Origin of the sequence: Pseudomonas parafulva, assembly GCF_000800255.1 — a bacterium.
Classification (GTDB): Bacteria; Pseudomonadota; Gammaproteobacteria; order Pseudomonadales; family Pseudomonadaceae; genus Aquipseudomonas; species Aquipseudomonas boreofloridensis.
On record NZ_CP009747.1, the window covers coordinates 688,468 to 703,916 of the forward strand.

General features: G+C 64.5%; 10 protein-coding genes. 6 read left to right on the plus strand and 4 right to left on the minus strand.

Going from position 1 to position 15,449, the window contains the following annotated elements:
* Nucleotides 1–241 precede the first annotated feature (241 nt).
* Nucleotides 242–1,939, plus strand: coding sequence for a long-chain-fatty-acid--CoA ligase FadD1 (fadD1, locus tag NJ69_RS03090; protein WP_029613689.1), 1,698 nt, complete (start codon nucleotides 242–244; stop codon nucleotides 1,937–1,939).
* Between the two features lie 66 nt (nucleotides 1,940–2,005).
* Here fadD1 and NJ69_RS03095 read toward each other — a convergent pair whose 3' ends face one another.
* Together NJ69_RS03095 and NJ69_RS03100 are read right to left on the minus strand one after the other, a co-directional pair.
* Nucleotides 2,006–3,313, minus strand: coding sequence for an NAD(P)/FAD-dependent oxidoreductase (locus NJ69_RS03095; protein ID WP_039576138.1), 1,308 nt, complete (start codon nucleotides 3,311–3,313; stop codon nucleotides 2,006–2,008).
* A gap of 25 nt (nucleotides 3,314–3,338) precedes the next feature.
* The gene (locus NJ69_RS03100) at nucleotides 3,339–4,703 is read right to left on the minus strand and encodes a glutamine synthetase family protein (protein ID WP_039576140.1); all 1,365 of its coding nucleotides are present in this window, start codon (nucleotides 4,701–4,703) and stop codon (nucleotides 3,339–3,341) included.
* A gap of 485 nt (nucleotides 4,704–5,188) precedes the next feature.
* Here NJ69_RS03100 and NJ69_RS03105 point away from each other — a divergent pair, with 485 nt between their 5' ends.
* The 3 genes from NJ69_RS03105 to NJ69_RS03115 all read left to right on the plus strand — a co-directional run bounded on the left by NJ69_RS03105 (nucleotide 5,189) and on the right by NJ69_RS03115 (nucleotide 10,768).
* Nucleotides 5,189–5,437, plus strand: a complete 249-nt coding sequence (locus tag NJ69_RS03105; protein WP_039576142.1) for a hypothetical protein — start codon at nucleotides 5,189–5,191, stop codon at nucleotides 5,435–5,437.
* A gap of 138 nt (nucleotides 5,438–5,575) precedes the next feature.
* Nucleotides 5,576–9,481 carry an ATP-dependent RNA helicase HrpA gene (hrpA, locus tag NJ69_RS03110; RefSeq protein WP_039576144.1) on the plus strand — a complete coding sequence of 1,302 codons (3,906 nt, stop codon included), beginning with the start codon at nucleotides 5,576–5,578 and terminating at the stop codon, nucleotides 9,479–9,481.
* Nucleotides 9,482–9,646: 165 nt separating this feature from the next.
* Entirely contained in the window at nucleotides 9,647–10,768 is a 1,122-nt protein-coding gene (locus NJ69_RS03115) for a beta-ketoacyl-ACP synthase III (protein ID WP_039576146.1), read from the plus strand.
* An 87-nt stretch (nucleotides 10,769–10,855) separates the two neighbouring features.
* On the opposite strand, the gene NJ69_RS03120 is transcribed toward NJ69_RS03115, so the two are convergent.
* On the minus strand, nucleotides 10,856–11,743 hold the full coding sequence (locus NJ69_RS03120) for a LysR substrate-binding domain-containing protein (protein ID WP_039576148.1): 888 nt from the start codon (nucleotides 11,741–11,743) through the stop codon (nucleotides 10,856–10,858).
* A 182-nt stretch (nucleotides 11,744–11,925) separates the two neighbouring features.
* On the opposite strand from NJ69_RS03120, the gene NJ69_RS03125 reads away from it, so the two are divergent.
* The gene (locus tag NJ69_RS03125) at nucleotides 11,926–12,621 is read left to right on the plus strand and encodes a class I SAM-dependent methyltransferase (RefSeq protein WP_209435522.1); all 696 of its coding nucleotides are present in this window, start codon (nucleotides 11,926–11,928) and stop codon (nucleotides 12,619–12,621) included.
* Between the two features lie 168 nt (nucleotides 12,622–12,789).
* On the opposite strand, the gene NJ69_RS03130 is transcribed toward NJ69_RS03125, so the two are convergent.
* Nucleotides 12,790–14,034 (minus strand): putative porin, encoded by a 1,245-nt coding sequence (locus NJ69_RS03130; RefSeq protein WP_039576153.1) that lies wholly within the window; start codon nucleotides 14,032–14,034, stop codon nucleotides 12,790–12,792.
* Between the two features lie 264 nt (nucleotides 14,035–14,298).
* Here NJ69_RS03130 and NJ69_RS03135 point away from each other — a divergent pair, with 264 nt between their 5' ends.
* Nucleotides 14,299–15,426, plus strand: coding sequence for a GNAT family N-acetyltransferase (locus tag NJ69_RS03135; RefSeq protein ID WP_039576155.1), 1,128 nt, complete (start codon nucleotides 14,299–14,301; stop codon nucleotides 15,424–15,426).
* The last annotated feature ends 23 nt before the right edge of the window (nucleotides 15,427–15,449 follow it).

A 15,449-nucleotide genomic window follows, 5' to 3' on the forward strand; every position in this document is an offset into this window, starting at 1 on the left:
CGCAGTCGGAGAGGTTCAGTGCTTGTTCGCCGCAGGAGGGCGAAATTCAAAATGTGACCACAATCTAAGTTAAGGTCACTTTTGTGACTGTGCGGGCCGCCACGGCCCTAGGCGGCCCCCGGCAAAGCTGCTACTCTCGGCGCGCTTCGGATGATGCGGTTTGCACTGAGCCCTCATCCCATATCAATAATAAGCGCATCGACGCGTAGAGCATTCGCTGTTGCTAAAGGAGTGGGCTTCCATGATCGAACATTTTTGGAAGGATAAGTACCCAGCCGGAATTACGGCGGAAATCAATCCTGACGAATTTCCCAACATTCAGGCCGTATTGAAGCAATCCTGCCAGCGCTTTGCCGACAAGCCGGCGTTCAGCAACCTCGGCAAGACCCTCACCTACGGTGAGCTGTACACCCTGTCCGGCGCCTTCGCCGCATGGCTGCAGCAGCACACCGATCTCAAGCCCGGCGATCGTATCGCCGTGCAACTGCCCAACGTCCTGCAATACCCCGTCGCGGTATTCGGCGCCATGCGCGCCGGTCTGGTCGTGGTCAACACCAACCCGCTGTACACCGCCCGCGAATTGGAACACCAGTTCACCGACTCCGGGGCCAAGGCGGTGGTGTGCCTGGCGAACATGGCCCACCTGGTCGAGAAGGTGCTGCCCAAGACCCAGGTCAAGCACGTGATCGTCACCGAGGTGGCCGACTTGCTGCCGCCACTCAAGCGCGTGCTGATCAACAGCGTCATCAAGTACGTCAAGAAGATGGTGCCGGCCTACCACCTGCCGCAGGCGGTGCGCTTCAACGAGGCCTTGGCCAAGGGCAAGGGCCAGCCGGTGACCGAAGCCAGCCCCGAGGCCAACGACGTGGCCGTGCTGCAATACACCGGCGGCACCACGGGCGTGGCCAAGGGGGCGATGCTGACCCACCGCAACTTGGTCGCCAACATGCTGCAGTGCCGCGCCCTGATGGGCTCGAACCTGCAGGAAGGCTCGGAAATCATCATCACGCCGCTGCCGCTTTACCACATCTACGCCTTCACCTTCCATTGCATGGCGATGATGCTGATCGGCAACCACAACGTGCTGATCAGCAACCCGCGTGACCTGCCCGCCATGGTCAAGGAACTGAGCAAATGGAAGTTCAGCGGCTTCGTCGGGCTCAACACTTTGTTCGTCGCGCTGTGCAACAACGACACCTTCCGCAGCCTGGATTTCTCTGCACTGAAGGTCACCCTGTCCGGCGGCATGGCCCTGCAATTGAGCGTGGCCGAGCGCTGGAAGGCGGTCACCGGCTGCGCCATCTGCGAAGGCTACGGCATGACCGAGACCAGCCCGGTGGCGGCGGTCAACCCGTCGGAAGCCAACCAGGTGGGCACCATTGGCATTCCAGTGCCGTCCACCCTGTGCAAGGTCATCGACGACAACGGCCAGGAATTGCCGTTGGGCGAGATCGGCGAGTTGTGCATCAAGGGGCCGCAGGTGATGAAGGGCTACTGGCAGCGCGAAGACGCCACCGCCGAGATCCTCGACAGCGACGGCTGGCTGAAGACCGGTGACATCGCGGTGATCCAGCCGGATGGTTACATGCGCATCGTCGACCGCAAGAAGGACATGATCCTGGTCTCGGGCTTCAACGTGTACCCCAACGAGCTGGAAGACGTGCTGGTCACGCTGCCCGGCGTGTTGCAGTGCGCAGCCATCGGTGTACCGGACGAGAAGTCGGGCGAGGTGATCAAGATGTTCATCGTCGCCAAGCCTGGCGTGACCCTCACCAAGGAGCAGGTGATGACCCACATGCGTGCCAACGTCACCGGCTACAAGGTGCCCAAGGCCATCGAGTTCCGCGATGCGTTGCCGACCACCAACGTCGGCAAGATCCTGCGCCGCGAACTGCGCGATGAAGAGCTGAAGAAGCTGGGCCTGAAAAAGACTGCCTGAGCCCTGGCAACCCCTGCTGTAGACGCGGCGCAAGCCCGCGCCTACAGCAGGGGCGGGGCTCGGAGATCAGCGCAGTTTTTCCAGCATCTGGTAGTACCACATCCCGACCGACAACAACGGGTTGCCCAGCAGGTCGCCCATCGGCACCTTGATGTGCCGGCATTGGGCGAAGGTGTCGAAGCGCTCCAGGGTGCCGGTCAAGGCTTCGGCCATGATTTCGCCCATGATGTGGCTGGTGGCGATGCCGTGCCCTGAATACCCCTGGCAATACCAGACGTTGTCCGACAGCTTGCCCAACTGCGGAATGCGGTTGACCACGATCCCCATCGCGCAACTCCACTTGAACTCGATCGGCACGCCTTTGAGCGCGGGAAAGGTGCGCTCGATGCATGGCCGCAGCTCGGCCTCGATGTCCCGTGAATCGCGTCCGGAATAGTGGGCGCCGCCGCCGAACAGCAGGCGCTTGTCAGCCGTCAGGCGGTAGTAGTCGAGGACGAAGCGGCAGTCGTACACCGCCAGGTCGTGGGGATTGATCTGCTCTGCCAGCTCGCCCAGCGCAGCGGTGGTGACGATCCCGCCCATAGCCGGAAAGATCTTGCCTTTGAGCTGGCGCTGCTCGAGCTTGTGATAGACGTCGCCGGCCAGCAGCACCTGGCGCGCGTCGATGCGCCCGTGGGCCGTGATCACCGCCGGACGCGCACCGTGGACGATCTCCAGCACCTCGGACTGCTCGAAGATCAACGCGCCCAGTTGGCCGGCGGCACGGGCCTCGCCCAGGCACAGGTTGAGCGGGTGCAGGTGCAGGTTACGGCTGTTCTTCAGCGCGCCCAGGTACAGCGGGCTCTGCAGGTGCTGGGAGACGCCGCGACGGTCGAGCAACTGCACCTGATCGCCCATGCCGCGGCGCTGGGCCTCGGCTTCGAAGGCGCGCAGTTCATCCAGGTGCGAGGGCTTCATGGCCGCGTGCAGGTGGCCGTGCTTGAGGTCGCACTGGATGCCGTAGCGTGCCACGCGCTGCTCGATGATCTGATGCCCGCGCCAGCGCAGTTGCCAGATGAAGTCGTCCACTTCGGCGCCGAGGCGCCGGCGCATCTGTGTACGCATTGCCTCGTCGCCCGACAGGCTGCCGGTGACCTGACCCCCATTGCGCCCGCTGGCGCCCCAGCCAATGCGGTGGGTGTCGACGATGGCCACTTTCAGGCCGCGCTCGGCCAGCTCCACCGCTGTAGCGACGCCGGTGAAACCGCCGCCGATGATCGCCACATCGACCTCGACCGTGCCCTCGAGGCGGGGGTACTCGACGGGGTCGTTGAGCGTGGCGCTGTAGTAGGAGAGGGCACGTTGCGCCTGGGCGCCGTTCACTGCTGCATGCATGAGAAATTCCTTGTCGTTCGGGGGATCAGGCCTGGTGCAAATACCAGCGCCAGTCCTGTTCGCCCACTTCGGCCATGAACTGGCGGTATTCGGCGCGCTTGACCTTCAGGTACACGCCGAGAAAAGCGTCGCCCAAGGCGTCGCGTGCCCACTGCGAGCCCTCCAGGGCTTCAAGGGCAGTCAGCCAGTCGGTGGGCAGGTGTTCCTGGGCCTGGGCGTAGCCGTTGCCCTGCACCGGTGCGCCCGGATCGAGCTGCTGGCGGATACCGGCGTGGCTGGCGGCGAGCATCGCAGCGGCGGCCAGGTAGGGATTGGCATCGGCGCCACAGACGCGATGCTCGATATGCCGACTGGCCGCCGGCCCGCCCGGCACGCGCAGGCTCACGGTGCGGTTGTCGACGCCCCAGGTCGGCGCCAGCGGTGCATAGCTGTTGGCCTGAAAGCGCCGGTAGGCGTTGGCGGTGGGGCAGAACAGCAGCAACGATTCGCGCAGGTGACGCAGCATCCCGGCCACCGCCTGGCGCAGCAGCGGCGTACCGGCCGCATCGTCGCTGGCGAACAGGTTGCGACCGGCCGCATCGGCCAGGCTAAGGTGCATGTGCATGCCGGTGCCGGCGAGGTGGGCGAAGGGTTTGGCCATGAAGCACGCCTGCATGCCATAGGCGTGAGCCACGCCTTTGACCAGGCGCTTGTAGCGCACGGCCTGGTCCATCGCCGTCAGTGCATCGCCATGCTCCAGGGTGATTTCCACTTGCCCGGGGGCATACTCGGAAATCGCCGTGCGCGCCGGTATCCCCTGGGCCTTGCAGGCGGCGTAGAGGTCGGCGAGGAAGGGCTCGATCTGCTCCAGTTCGCGCAAGCCATACACTTGGGTGGCACGCGGTCGTCCACCGTCGCGGTCCAGCGCCGGCTGCGGTTGGCCCTGGGCATCGCGCTGCTGATCGAGCAGGTAGAACTCCAGCTCGCAGGCCATCACCGGGTGGTAGCCGTCGGCTTTCAGGGCCTGGAGGGTGTGCAGCAGCACATGCCGGGGGTCGGCGACACTGGCCGGCAGGCCTTCGCTGGGATGCATGCTGACCTGCACGGCGGCAGTGGGCACCCTGCGCCAGGGCAGACGCACCAGGCTGCCTTCAAGTGGGTAAGCGCGGCAGTCGATGTCGCCGACGTCCCACACCAGGCCGGAGTTTTCCACGTCGTCACCCTGGATAGTCAGGCCGAGGATGGTGCTGGGCAACGGTCGGCCCTGTTCATACACCGCCAACAGCTCGTCGCGGTGCAGCAGCTTGCCGCGTGGTACACCGTTGGCGTCGAGGATGAACAGCTCGAACAACTCGATATCGGGGTTGCTCGCCAGAAACTGGCGGGCGTGATTGGGATCGGCAAAATGCATGTAAGCGCTCGCTCGCGCGCCCTGGGTGAGGGTGCGCACGGGACCACCGCAAAACAGGCGCGGTGCGTCGGACGGAGTCAGGCAGCCACAGGGCTGCGGTGGGCGTCAGGAAAAGGCGAGCGAGGTGTCCGGCGGGCGTGCATGGCGGCAGTGCCACAGCGCCCAGAAGGCCAGGATGACGTGCACCAGCGGATTCTCACCGGCACGCGCCCTGGCCTTCGCTAGCGAAGGCCGTGAAGGCGGGGGCGGGGTGATCGGCTCGGCGGTCATGGGTTGGATACTCACATGCGCTGGAAGGGTGATTAAAGCGGTGAGTGGCGACGTTCACTCCTGTTATCGCTAAACATTTGAAATCTGTCCTGCCAATAGGGAAGTCTTTGCGCTGCCCTGTTCGGATTTGTCGGGTAGGCCGCGTCGCATGATCAGGTGAAGGTTTCACTCCCCGTGCACGCCGCGACGCCGACATCGTCAATGCAGGAGCTGCCATGTCCACCCTTTCCACCCTGGCCTTCATCCTGGTCGCCGGCTGCGTGCTGGACTGGCTGTGCCGATCGATGCGCCTGCGCGATGCGGTGTGTCTGCTGTTCATGGTGGCCAGCATCACCAGTTGCACGCAGTTGGGCGAGCGCGAAATCCTGTGGCTGGACGGTCTGGACTGGACCATTTTCTTCACCCTGATCGGCACGCGACTGCTGTTCGAGCGGTCGGCGGTGTTCGAGCGTCGTCGCCCCTGACGTCCAAGCCCGCAACGCTGCAACAGCCCCCGGCTCAGCCACCCCAACCAGCAAAGCCCGGGCAAATCTGCGACAATCGCCCACCTTCCGAATGCCGATCATGAGTAAGCAGGGTCACCTGCATCACCCAGAAGCCCCATGACTGACCACGCCATCGACACACTGCTGCACACCCTCGACCACGCCATGCTCGCCGACCGCCACCGCCTGCGGCGGCAATTGCACGAGCTGCGCAAGCGCCCCGATGAGGCCAAGCTGGCGCAGTGGGCGCAGAAGGTCCAGGCCTCCTGCGCCCAGGTCACCGCGCGCCAGCAGAGCGTGCCGAGCATCCGCTACGACGACAACCTGCCTATTGCCGCCAAGCGCGACGAGATCAAGAAAGCCCTGGCCGAACACCAGGTGCTGGTCATCGCCGGCGAGACCGGCTCGGGCAAGACCACCCAGTTGCCGAAGATCTGCCTGGAGCTGGGCCGCGGCAGCCATGGCCTGATCGCCCACACCCAGCCACGGCGAATTGCCGCGCGCAGCGTCGCCACGCGGGTGGCGGAGGAACTGGGCACGCCCTTGGGGGCGCTGGTCGGCTACCAGGTGCGCTTCGAAGACCAGAGCGATGCCAACACCCTGGTCAAGCTGATGACCGACGGTATCCTGCTGGCCGAAACCCAGCATGACCGCTTCCTCGAGCGCTACGACACGATCATCGTCGACGAAGCCCACGAACGCAGCCTGAACATCGACTTCCTGCTCGGCTACCTCAAGACCCTGCTGCCGCGCCGTCCCGACCTCAAGCTGATCATCACCTCGGCGACCATCGACCTGGAGCGCTTCTCCCAGCACTTCGACGGCGCGCCGATCATCGAGGTGTCCGGGCGCACCTACCCGGTGGACACCTGGTATCGCCCGCTGACCAGCGAGCAGGACGAGGAAGGCAACGTGGTCGAGGACGACCTCAGCGTCGATCAGGCGATCCTCGCCACGCTGGACGAAATTGCCGCGCACGAGCGCAGCCAGGGCAAGGGCCCGGGCGATGTGCTGGTGTTCCTGCCCGGCGAGCGCGAGATTCGCGACGCCGCCGAGATCCTGCGCAAGGCGCAGTTGCGCCATACCGAGATCCTGCCGCTGTACGCGCGGCTCACCCCGGCCGAACAGCAGAAGATCTTCCAGTCCCACAGCGGCCGACGCGTGGTGCTGGCCACCAACGTTGCCGAAACCTCGCTGACGGTGCCCGGCATCCGCTACGTGATCGACAGCGGCACCGCCCGTATCAGCCGCTACAGCTACCGCGCCAAAGTCCAGCGCCTGCCCATCGAGGCCGTGTCGCAAGCCAGCGCCAACCAGCGTAAAGGGCGCTGCGGACGGGTCGAGCCGGGGATCTGCATCCGCCTGTACAGCGAAGAGGATTTCAACGGCCGCCCGGCGTTCACCGATCCCGAGATCCTGCGCACCAACCTGGCGGCGGTGATCCTGCAGATGTTGCACCTGCGCCTGGGTGCCATCGACGCCTTCCCGTTCATCGAACCGCCGGATGGCAAGGCCATCAGCGACGGTTTCAACCTGTTGCAGGAGCTGTCGGCGGTCAACCGCGAGAACCAGTTGACCCCGCTGGGTCGCCAGCTGGCGCGCCTGCCGATCGACCCACGCCTGGGCCGCATGCTGCTCGAAGGCGCCCGCCAGGGCAGCTTGCAGGAAGTGCTGATCGTCGCCAGCGCGCTGTCGGTGCAAGACCCGCGCGAACGTCCGCCGGAGCGCCAGCAGGCCGCCGACCAGGCCCATGCCCAGTGGAAGGACGTCGATTCGGACTTCGCCGCGCTGGTCAACCTGTGGCGCGGCTTCGAGGAGCAGCGCCAGGCCCTCACCGCCAATCCGCTGCGCAACTGGTGCCGCAAGCAGTTCCTGAACTACCTGCGCCTGCGCGAGTGGCGCGATGCCCACCGGCAGTTGTCGCTGATCTGCCGCGACTTGCAGCTGACGGTGAACAAGGAGCCGTGCGACTACCCGCGCCTGCACAAGGCGATCCTCAGCGGCCTGCTCAGCCAGATCGGCCACAAGGCCGAAGAGGGCGACTACCAGGGCGCGCGCCAGCGCCGCTTCTGGGTCCATCCGTCCTCCGGCATCGGCCGCAAGCGCCCGCAATGGCTGATGGCGGCGGAATTGGTCGAGACCACCAAGCTGTACGCGCGCATGGTGGCCAAGATCGAGCCGGACTGGATCGAACCGCTGGCCGGCCACCTGATCAAGAAGAACCACTTCGAGCCGCACTGGGAGAAGAAGCGTGGCCAGGTGGTGGCTTACGAGCAGATCACCCTGTACGGTCTGATCATCGTCGGCCGTCGCCCGGTGCATTTCGGGCCGATCGATCCGGCGACCTCACGCGAGCTGTTCATCCGCGAAGGGTTGGTGGGCGGCGAAATCCAGTCCAGGGCCAAGTGCCTGGCGGCCAACAAGCGCCTGCTCGAACAACTCGACGAACTGGAAGCCAAGGCGCGCCGACGCGACATCCTGGCCGACGAGGAAACCCTCTACGCCTTCTACGAGGCGCGCCTGCCGCAGGAGATCCACCAGAGCGCGACCTTCGACAGTTGGTACCGGATGAACAGCCAGAAGGACGCCGACCTGCTGATCATGCGCGAGGAAGACGTGCTGGCCCGCGAAGCCAGCGAAGTCACCGCCGCGCAGTACCCGGATCACCTGCAGGTGGGCGATCTGCGCCTGCCGCTGAGTTACCACTTCGAACCCAATCACCCGCGCGACGGGGTCACCGTGCGGGTGCCGGCGCCGTTGCTGCCGACCTTGCCGGGCGAGCGCCTGGAGTGGCTGGTGCCGGGGCTGCTGGAGGCCAAGTGCGTGGCGTTGGTGCGTAACCTGCCCAAGGCGCTGCGCAAGAACTTCGTGCCGGTGCCGGACTTCGTCAAGGCCGCGCTGGCGCGCCTGAGCTTCGGCCAGGGTGCGCTGCCCCAGGCGCTGGGTCACGAGCTGTTGCGCATGACCGGCGCCCGCGTGTCCGACGAAGCCTGGGCCGAAGCGGCCGGGCAGGTCGAAGGGCACCTGCGCATGAATGTCGAAGTGGTCGATGGCCAGGGCAAGTTTCTCGGCGAGGGCCGCGACCTGGCCGAACTCACCGCCCGCTTCGCCGCCGCCAGCCAGGCGGCGCTGGCCCTGCCACGCACTGAAAAGACCGAGCAGCCGGTGCAGGCCAAGGCCTTCTGCGAAGTGGCGCAGACCGCCCAGCAGAAGATCGCCGGCCTGTCGCTGACCGTGTACCCGGCCTTGGTTGAAGACGCCGGGCGTGTGCGCGAGGGGCGCTTCTCAACCCAGGCCGAAGCCCAATTCCAGCACCGCCGTGCCCTGCAGCGCCTGTTGCTGCAGCAGCTGGCCGAGCCCGCCAAGTTCCTGCGCGGCAAGCTGCCGGGGCTGACCGAACTGGGGCTGCTGTACCGCGAGCTGGGCCGCATCGACGCGCTGGTCGAAGATATCCTGCTGGCCAGCCTCGACAGCTGCGTGCTGGAAGGCGAAACCACGTTGCCGCGAGACGGCGCCGCGCTCGCTTCGCTGGCCGAGCGCAAGCGCGGTGACTGGACCGAGCATGCCGAGCGCCTGGCGCGCCAGACGCTGGAGGTGCTCAAGCTCTGGCACGGGCTGCAGAAGCGCTTCAAGGGCAAGATCGACCTGAGCCAGGCCGTGGCCTTGAACGACATCAAGCAGCAGTTAACCAACCTGGTCTACCCAGGCTTCGTGCGCGAAACCCCGACGCAGTGGTTCAAGGAGCTGCCGCGCTACCTCAAGGCCGTCGAACTGCGGCTGGAGAAGCTGGGCGCGCAGGTGCAGAAGGACCGGGTGTGGAGCGGCGAGCTGGGCACCCTGTGGACCCAGTACAAAGCCCGTGCCGACAAGCACGCCCAGGAGGGCAAGCGCGATCCGGAGCTCACGCTCTACCGCTGGCTGCTGGAGGAGTACCGGGTGTCGCTGTTCGCCCAGCAACTGGGGACCAAGGTGGCGATTTCAGACAAACGTCTGAGCAAGCAATGGGCGCTGGTGGAGGGTTAAACTGCGCCGATTTGTGGCACACTTGGCGCAATTTTGGTCCGGCGATGCGGGCCTCGTCGCGGTTGAACCCGCGCCTGCGGGCGGCGGGTTCGGTCGCGATCCTGCTGCAAGCTGTCCATCCGACTACAAATTGGCACTGACGTGCCACAGACCAGAGGAACGACCGTGCACAACGTCGTGATCAGCGGCACCGGCCTGTTTACCCCGGCCCAGAGCATTTCCAACGAAGAACTGGTGGAGTCTTTCAACACCTGGTCGCAACAGTTCAACTATGACAACGCCGAAGCCATCGAGCGTGGCGAACTGGAGGCCGCGCCGCTGTCCGACGCGGCGTTCATCGAGAAAGCCTCGGGCATCAAGAGCCGCTTCGTCATGGACAAGGCCGGCATCCTCGACCCGCAGCGCATGAAGCCACGCCTGCCGGAGCGCGCCAACGACGAGCCGTCGATTCTCTGCGAAATGGCCGTGGCTGCCGCCCGCCAGGCGCTGGAACGTGCCGGGCGCAGCGCCGCCGATGTCGACGGGGTGATCGTCGCCTGCTCCAACCTGCAGCGCGCCTACCCGGCCATCGCCATCGAAGTGCAGCAGGCGCTGGGCATCCAGGGCTTCGGCTTCGACATGAACGTGGCCTGTTCCTCGGCCACCTTCGGCATCCAGAACGCCGCCAACGCCATTCAACTCGGCCAGGCCCGGGCGATCCTGGTGGTCAATCCGGAGATCTGCACCGGGCATTTGAATTTCCGCGATCGCGACAGCCACTTCATCTTCGGCGACGCGGCCACGGCGGTGCTGCTCGAGCGGGCCGACCAGGCCACCTCGGCGCACCAGTTCGACGTCGTCAGCACCAAGCTGCTGACCACCTTCTCCAACAACATCCGCAACAACTTCGGTTTCCTCAACCGCGCGGCTGAAGAGGGCGAGGGCAGCACGGACAAACTGTTCGTGCAGGAAGGCCGCAAGGTGTTCAAGGAAGTCTGCCCGATGGTCGCCGAGCTGATCGGCAAGCACCTGGCCGACAATCAACTGCAGCCTGCCGACGTCAAGCGCTTCTGGCTGCACCAGGCCAACCTCAGCATGAACCACCTGATCGTCAAGAAGCTGCTGGGGCGCGAAGTGAGCGAGCAGGAAGCGCCGGTGATCCTCGACCGCTATGCCAACACCAGTTCGGCCGGTTCGGTAATCGCCTTCCACCTGTATCAGGATGACCTGGCGCCGGGTTCGGTGGCGGTGCTGAGCTCATTCGGCGCGGGCTATTCGATCGGCAGCGTGATTCTGCGCAAGCGTTGATCGCGGCGGCGGCCTTGGCCGGGCCGCCTGCTTCAAGGCCCTTGTCCCAGAGGGTGCGGATACAGATCGCTGGGTGGCGCCTTACCCTTATGGCGCCCGCAGTATGCCTACCAAGCGACTCAACGGGGAACCCGGCTGCACAGGCCCGTGTGCCAGCGTCAGTGGAACGCTGAAGCTGTCCGCAGCCTCCAGCGTTCGGTAGTGCACGCTGTCGCTCAGCACGACGCGTAGCGACGCCGGCACCAATGACACCCCCCGACCGGCTGCCACCATCGTTAAAGCAGACAGCATCCGTGGCACGGTTTCCACCGCGCGCGGCACGAAGCCTGCTCTGCGGCATGCCGCCATCAGTACGTCCTGAATACCGGGACCATCGGCACGACGGTAGGCCACGAACGGCTCGTGGGCCAATTCGCTCAACGCCAGGGGCGCAGTGCCCAGCGCCAGCCGATGCCCTTGCGGCAACGCCGCGACCATGGGTTCACCGCCTAGATCGATGGCCTGCAGGTCAGGGTAGCGTTCGGTGGTGGAGCGCACGAACGCGGCGTCGAGCTGCCTTGCCTGCAACGCATCGAGCAAGTCGCGGGTGGTGTTCTCCTGGACATGCAGGTCGATCAGCGGATAGCGCTCTCTGAACACGCGGATCACTTGCGGCACTCGGTCATGAATGGCGGCGGAACTGGTGTAGCCCAGGCGAATGCTGCCCAACTCGCCGCGGGCCGTCTGGCGCACCCGCTCGACCGCCGTCTCGACCTGCTCCAGCAGCTTGCGCGCATCTTCCAGAAAGACTTGGCCAGCAGTGTTCAAGCGAATGCGGCGCGGGCTGCGCTCGAACAATTGGACCGACAGCTCACGCTCCAGGTCTTGGATCTGCTGGCTCAGAGGTGGTTGCTGAATGCCAAGCCGCTGAGCGGCACGCGTCATGTGCTGCTCTTGCGCTACGGCGATGAAATAGCGCAAATGCCTGAGTTCCATTGAACGATCCAATAATATTTTAAACGTATTTATAAAGGACTTTTTATATATTTTACATACCTAATTAGTGGGCCTACGCTACGAAGCAACAAAGGAGTAGGCCAATGACCATTGATTTTCACGATGCTTCCAACAGGCACACCTATGCGACGCGCGAGGCGTCGGACAGCTGGTCTGTCGCCATGACTGCCCTGCTTGATCCGATGGGCATGCACGTCGTGGACATCGGATGCGGCGGTGGGATCTATTCCACCGCTTGGAAAAAACTGGGCGCCGCGCAGGTCACTGGCGTGGATTTTTCGCAGCAGATGCTTGAGTGTGCACGTGAGCGCACGTCGCACATCAGCGGCCTCACCTTCGAGCAGGGCGAGGCCTCCAGTACCGGTTTGCCCGCAGGTGCGTTCGACCTGGTGTTCGAGCGTGCCTTGATTCATCACCTGGATGACTACGCGGGCTGCTTCGCCGAAGCGCGCCGTCTGATGCGCGATGACGGCATCCTGCTGGTGCAGGATCGCACCGCGGAGGATGTGGCACAGCCGGCATCTGCCGAGCATCTGCGCGGCTACTTCTTCGAGAAATTTCCTCACCTGCGCGCTCTGGAAGCGCAACGACGTCCTGATCCAAACACGGTCGCCTGCGCGTTGCGCAACGCAGGCCTGCGCCTGGAGCGTGTCCAGAGCCTATGGGAAACGCGGCGACGCTACGACGCGTTCGACGCGTATGCCCAAGAGCTCGCCGCACGCACGGGGCGCTCCATCCTGCACGCCCTGAGCGATGACCAATTACAGGAGCTGATCACCTACATCCGTGCTCGAGTGCCTGCTGGCGCTCTGGTCGAGCGCGATCGCTGGACGCTGTGGCTGGCCCGACGTGCATGAATCCTCACCCACTGTTTCTCACCGTCCTCAAGGACGAACGATCATGGCTACCTTTATCGATCCTGCCGACGCCGTACTGCTCGATCACCCTCGCAGCAGACGAAAAAAAGCGGAAAGCGCCGGATGGGGTTCGGCACTTCCCGCTGAGCTACGCAGGGGAGCGTTCGGTTAGAACTTGGCTTCCAGGTCGACCTGCAGGGTATCGACGTCTGCATCGGTGTTCGGCAGTTGCGAACGGTCGGTCTTGGCCATCAGATAGGCTGCGCCGACGGCGAAGTTCTTGTCGATCTCGTAGCCGACCTTGAACTTGTGACCGCGAGCACCGGTGAAGCCGTTACCGAAGTCCGAATCGGTGAAGGCGCTGACCACGGCGTTACGCTGCACGTCGCGGTAGTTGTAGTCCATGCTCCAGGCACCGACCTTGGTCTTCAGACCGGCCAACCAACCTTTGTCTTCGCCGTCGGTGCTTTCGGTGTTCTTGACGAACTGACCGTAGGCGGCCAACGGGATGGCGAAGCCGGTGAAGTCGATCTGACCGAAACCTTCGACCAGGTTGAACTCGTTGGTGGTGTTGCCGAACTGGCGCAGGGCCGCCGATTCCTTGTCGTTGTCATAGCCGTAGACACTGCCGCCGACGGTGAGCTTGAGGGTATCGGCTGGCGCGAAGCGAGCACCCAACTGACCGTGGTACAGCTGAGCGTCGTGCTTGAACTGCACGCCGTCGCCGTCGACGTTGTCCTTGAGCATGTAGTGACCGGCGCTGCCGAACAGTTCGGTGCCGCCCAGGTTGGTCTTGTAGGTGACGGCCACGCCTTCGGGGTTCAGGTCGCTGTCCCAGATGATGTCGCCCATGCTCACCCACGGCTGCTGCATCTTGCCGCCGATCAGGTGCAGGTTGGGGATGGCGGTGGGGTGCCAGTCGAGGTAGGCCAGGTCGACCCACAGGGATTTCTTCTCGAAGTAGTTGTCCAGGCTCTGGTTGGTGGAGCGGCCGTCGGCGCTGCTGCCGGTGGCGATACGCACGCCAGCGTCGACCTGCGGGTTGATCTCGCTGTAGAAGCCAACACGGGCGCGAACGCGTTCGCGGTCCTGGTTGCCACTGCCGCTGCGTGGGTTGTCGACGTTGACGTCTTCGTAGCGCAGGCGCACATCGCCCTTGATCTGGGTCTTGGCAGCCCAGGCGACTTTCTGTTCGAAGGAGCTCAGGCGATCGGCCTGGGCTTTCTGGTCGACCTTTTCCTTGGTTTCTTTTGCCAGGTCGGCCTGCAGTTCGCTGTACTGCGCCTGGTTGATCGAGCCATTGGCGCGGAGCATTTCGAGCAGCTTGGCGTCGACTGCAGCACTGGCCGGGGCGCTCAGTGCCAGCATCATGCCGGTGAGGCTAACTCCGGTAAGTGTAGAAACAAGACGCATAAGGTTCTCCCTGTTGAAAAGGTGTGGGGAGGCCCGTGTACGCCTCGCCCCGAGTTGGCATGTCGACGGAAAGTGCCTGGCTAGACAGGTTCTTGGCTTTCCGAAAACAGGCGCAAGTATTGCGGGGGCGGATGACAGAATAATGTCTTTTTGATGGCGCTGCGGTTAAGTCAGCTAACCTTTGGCTATAAGCGAAATCGTCATAATTTGAGCGAATCGACGCCTTTGGCGATACTGGCCGCTTGTGTCCAGGGAGTCGACGTCGTGACCAGCCTCTACAGTCTTGCCCACCTGCGCGACCTTGCGGCGCCGCAGTGGGACGCGCTGGTGCCTGCCGGCCAGCCCTTTCTGCGCCATGCGTTTCTCAGCGCCCTCGAAGACAGCGGCAGCGTCAGCCCGCAGACCGGCTGGGCCGCCGAGCATCTGGTGCTGGAGCGCGACGGCCAAGTGCGCGCCGTGCTGCCGGCGTACCGCAAATGGCATTCGTTCGGCGAGTACGTGTTCGACCACGGCTGGGCAGAGGCCTGCGAGCGCGCCGGCATCGCCTATTACCCCAAGCTGCTCGGCGCGGTGCCGTTCAGCCCGGTGAGTGGGCCGCGCTTGCTCAGTGCCGAGCCGGCCGATGCTTCACTGCTGTTGCAGGCCTTGCCCGAGTACCTGGTCAAGGGCGAACTGTCCGGGGCGCATATCAATTTCACCGACAGCGCCCTGGACCAGCAGATGATGGGGCAGCCTGGGTGGATGGAGCGCCTGGGTTGCCAGTTCCATTGGCGCAACCGGGGCTACCGCGATTTCCAGGACTTCCTCGACACCCTGGCCTCGCGCAAGCGCAAGCAGATACGCAAGGAGCGCGAGCAGGTGGCCGGGCAGGGCATCGACTTCCATTGGCTGCGTGGCGATGAACTGGACCCGGTGCGCTGGGACTTCGTCTATCGCTGCTACGCCAACACCTACGCGGTGCGCCGCCGCGCACCCTACCTGACCCGTGAATTCTTCAGCCTGCTGGCCGAGCGCATGCCCGAGGCGCTGCGGGTGGTGATCGCCCGGCAGAACGGGCGCGACGTAGCCATGGCCTTGAGCCTGGTGGGCGGCGACAGCCTGTATGGTCGCTACTGGGGCTGCCTGGATGAGTTCGACCGGCTGCACTTCGAAACCTGTTTCTACCAAGGCATGGACTACGCCATCGCACACGGTCTGCAACGTTTCGACGCCGGCGCCCAGGGCGAACACAAGCTGATCCGAGGCTTCGAGCCGGTACTGACACGCTCCTGGCATTACCTGCGTCACCCCGGTCTGCGCCGAGCGGTGGACGAATTTTTGCAGCAGGAGCGCGACGGGGTCAGGGCGTACGCCGAGCAGGCGCGCGAGATGCTGCCGTATCGGCGAGGTTGAGTGGGGTTTGTGCCGGCCCTATC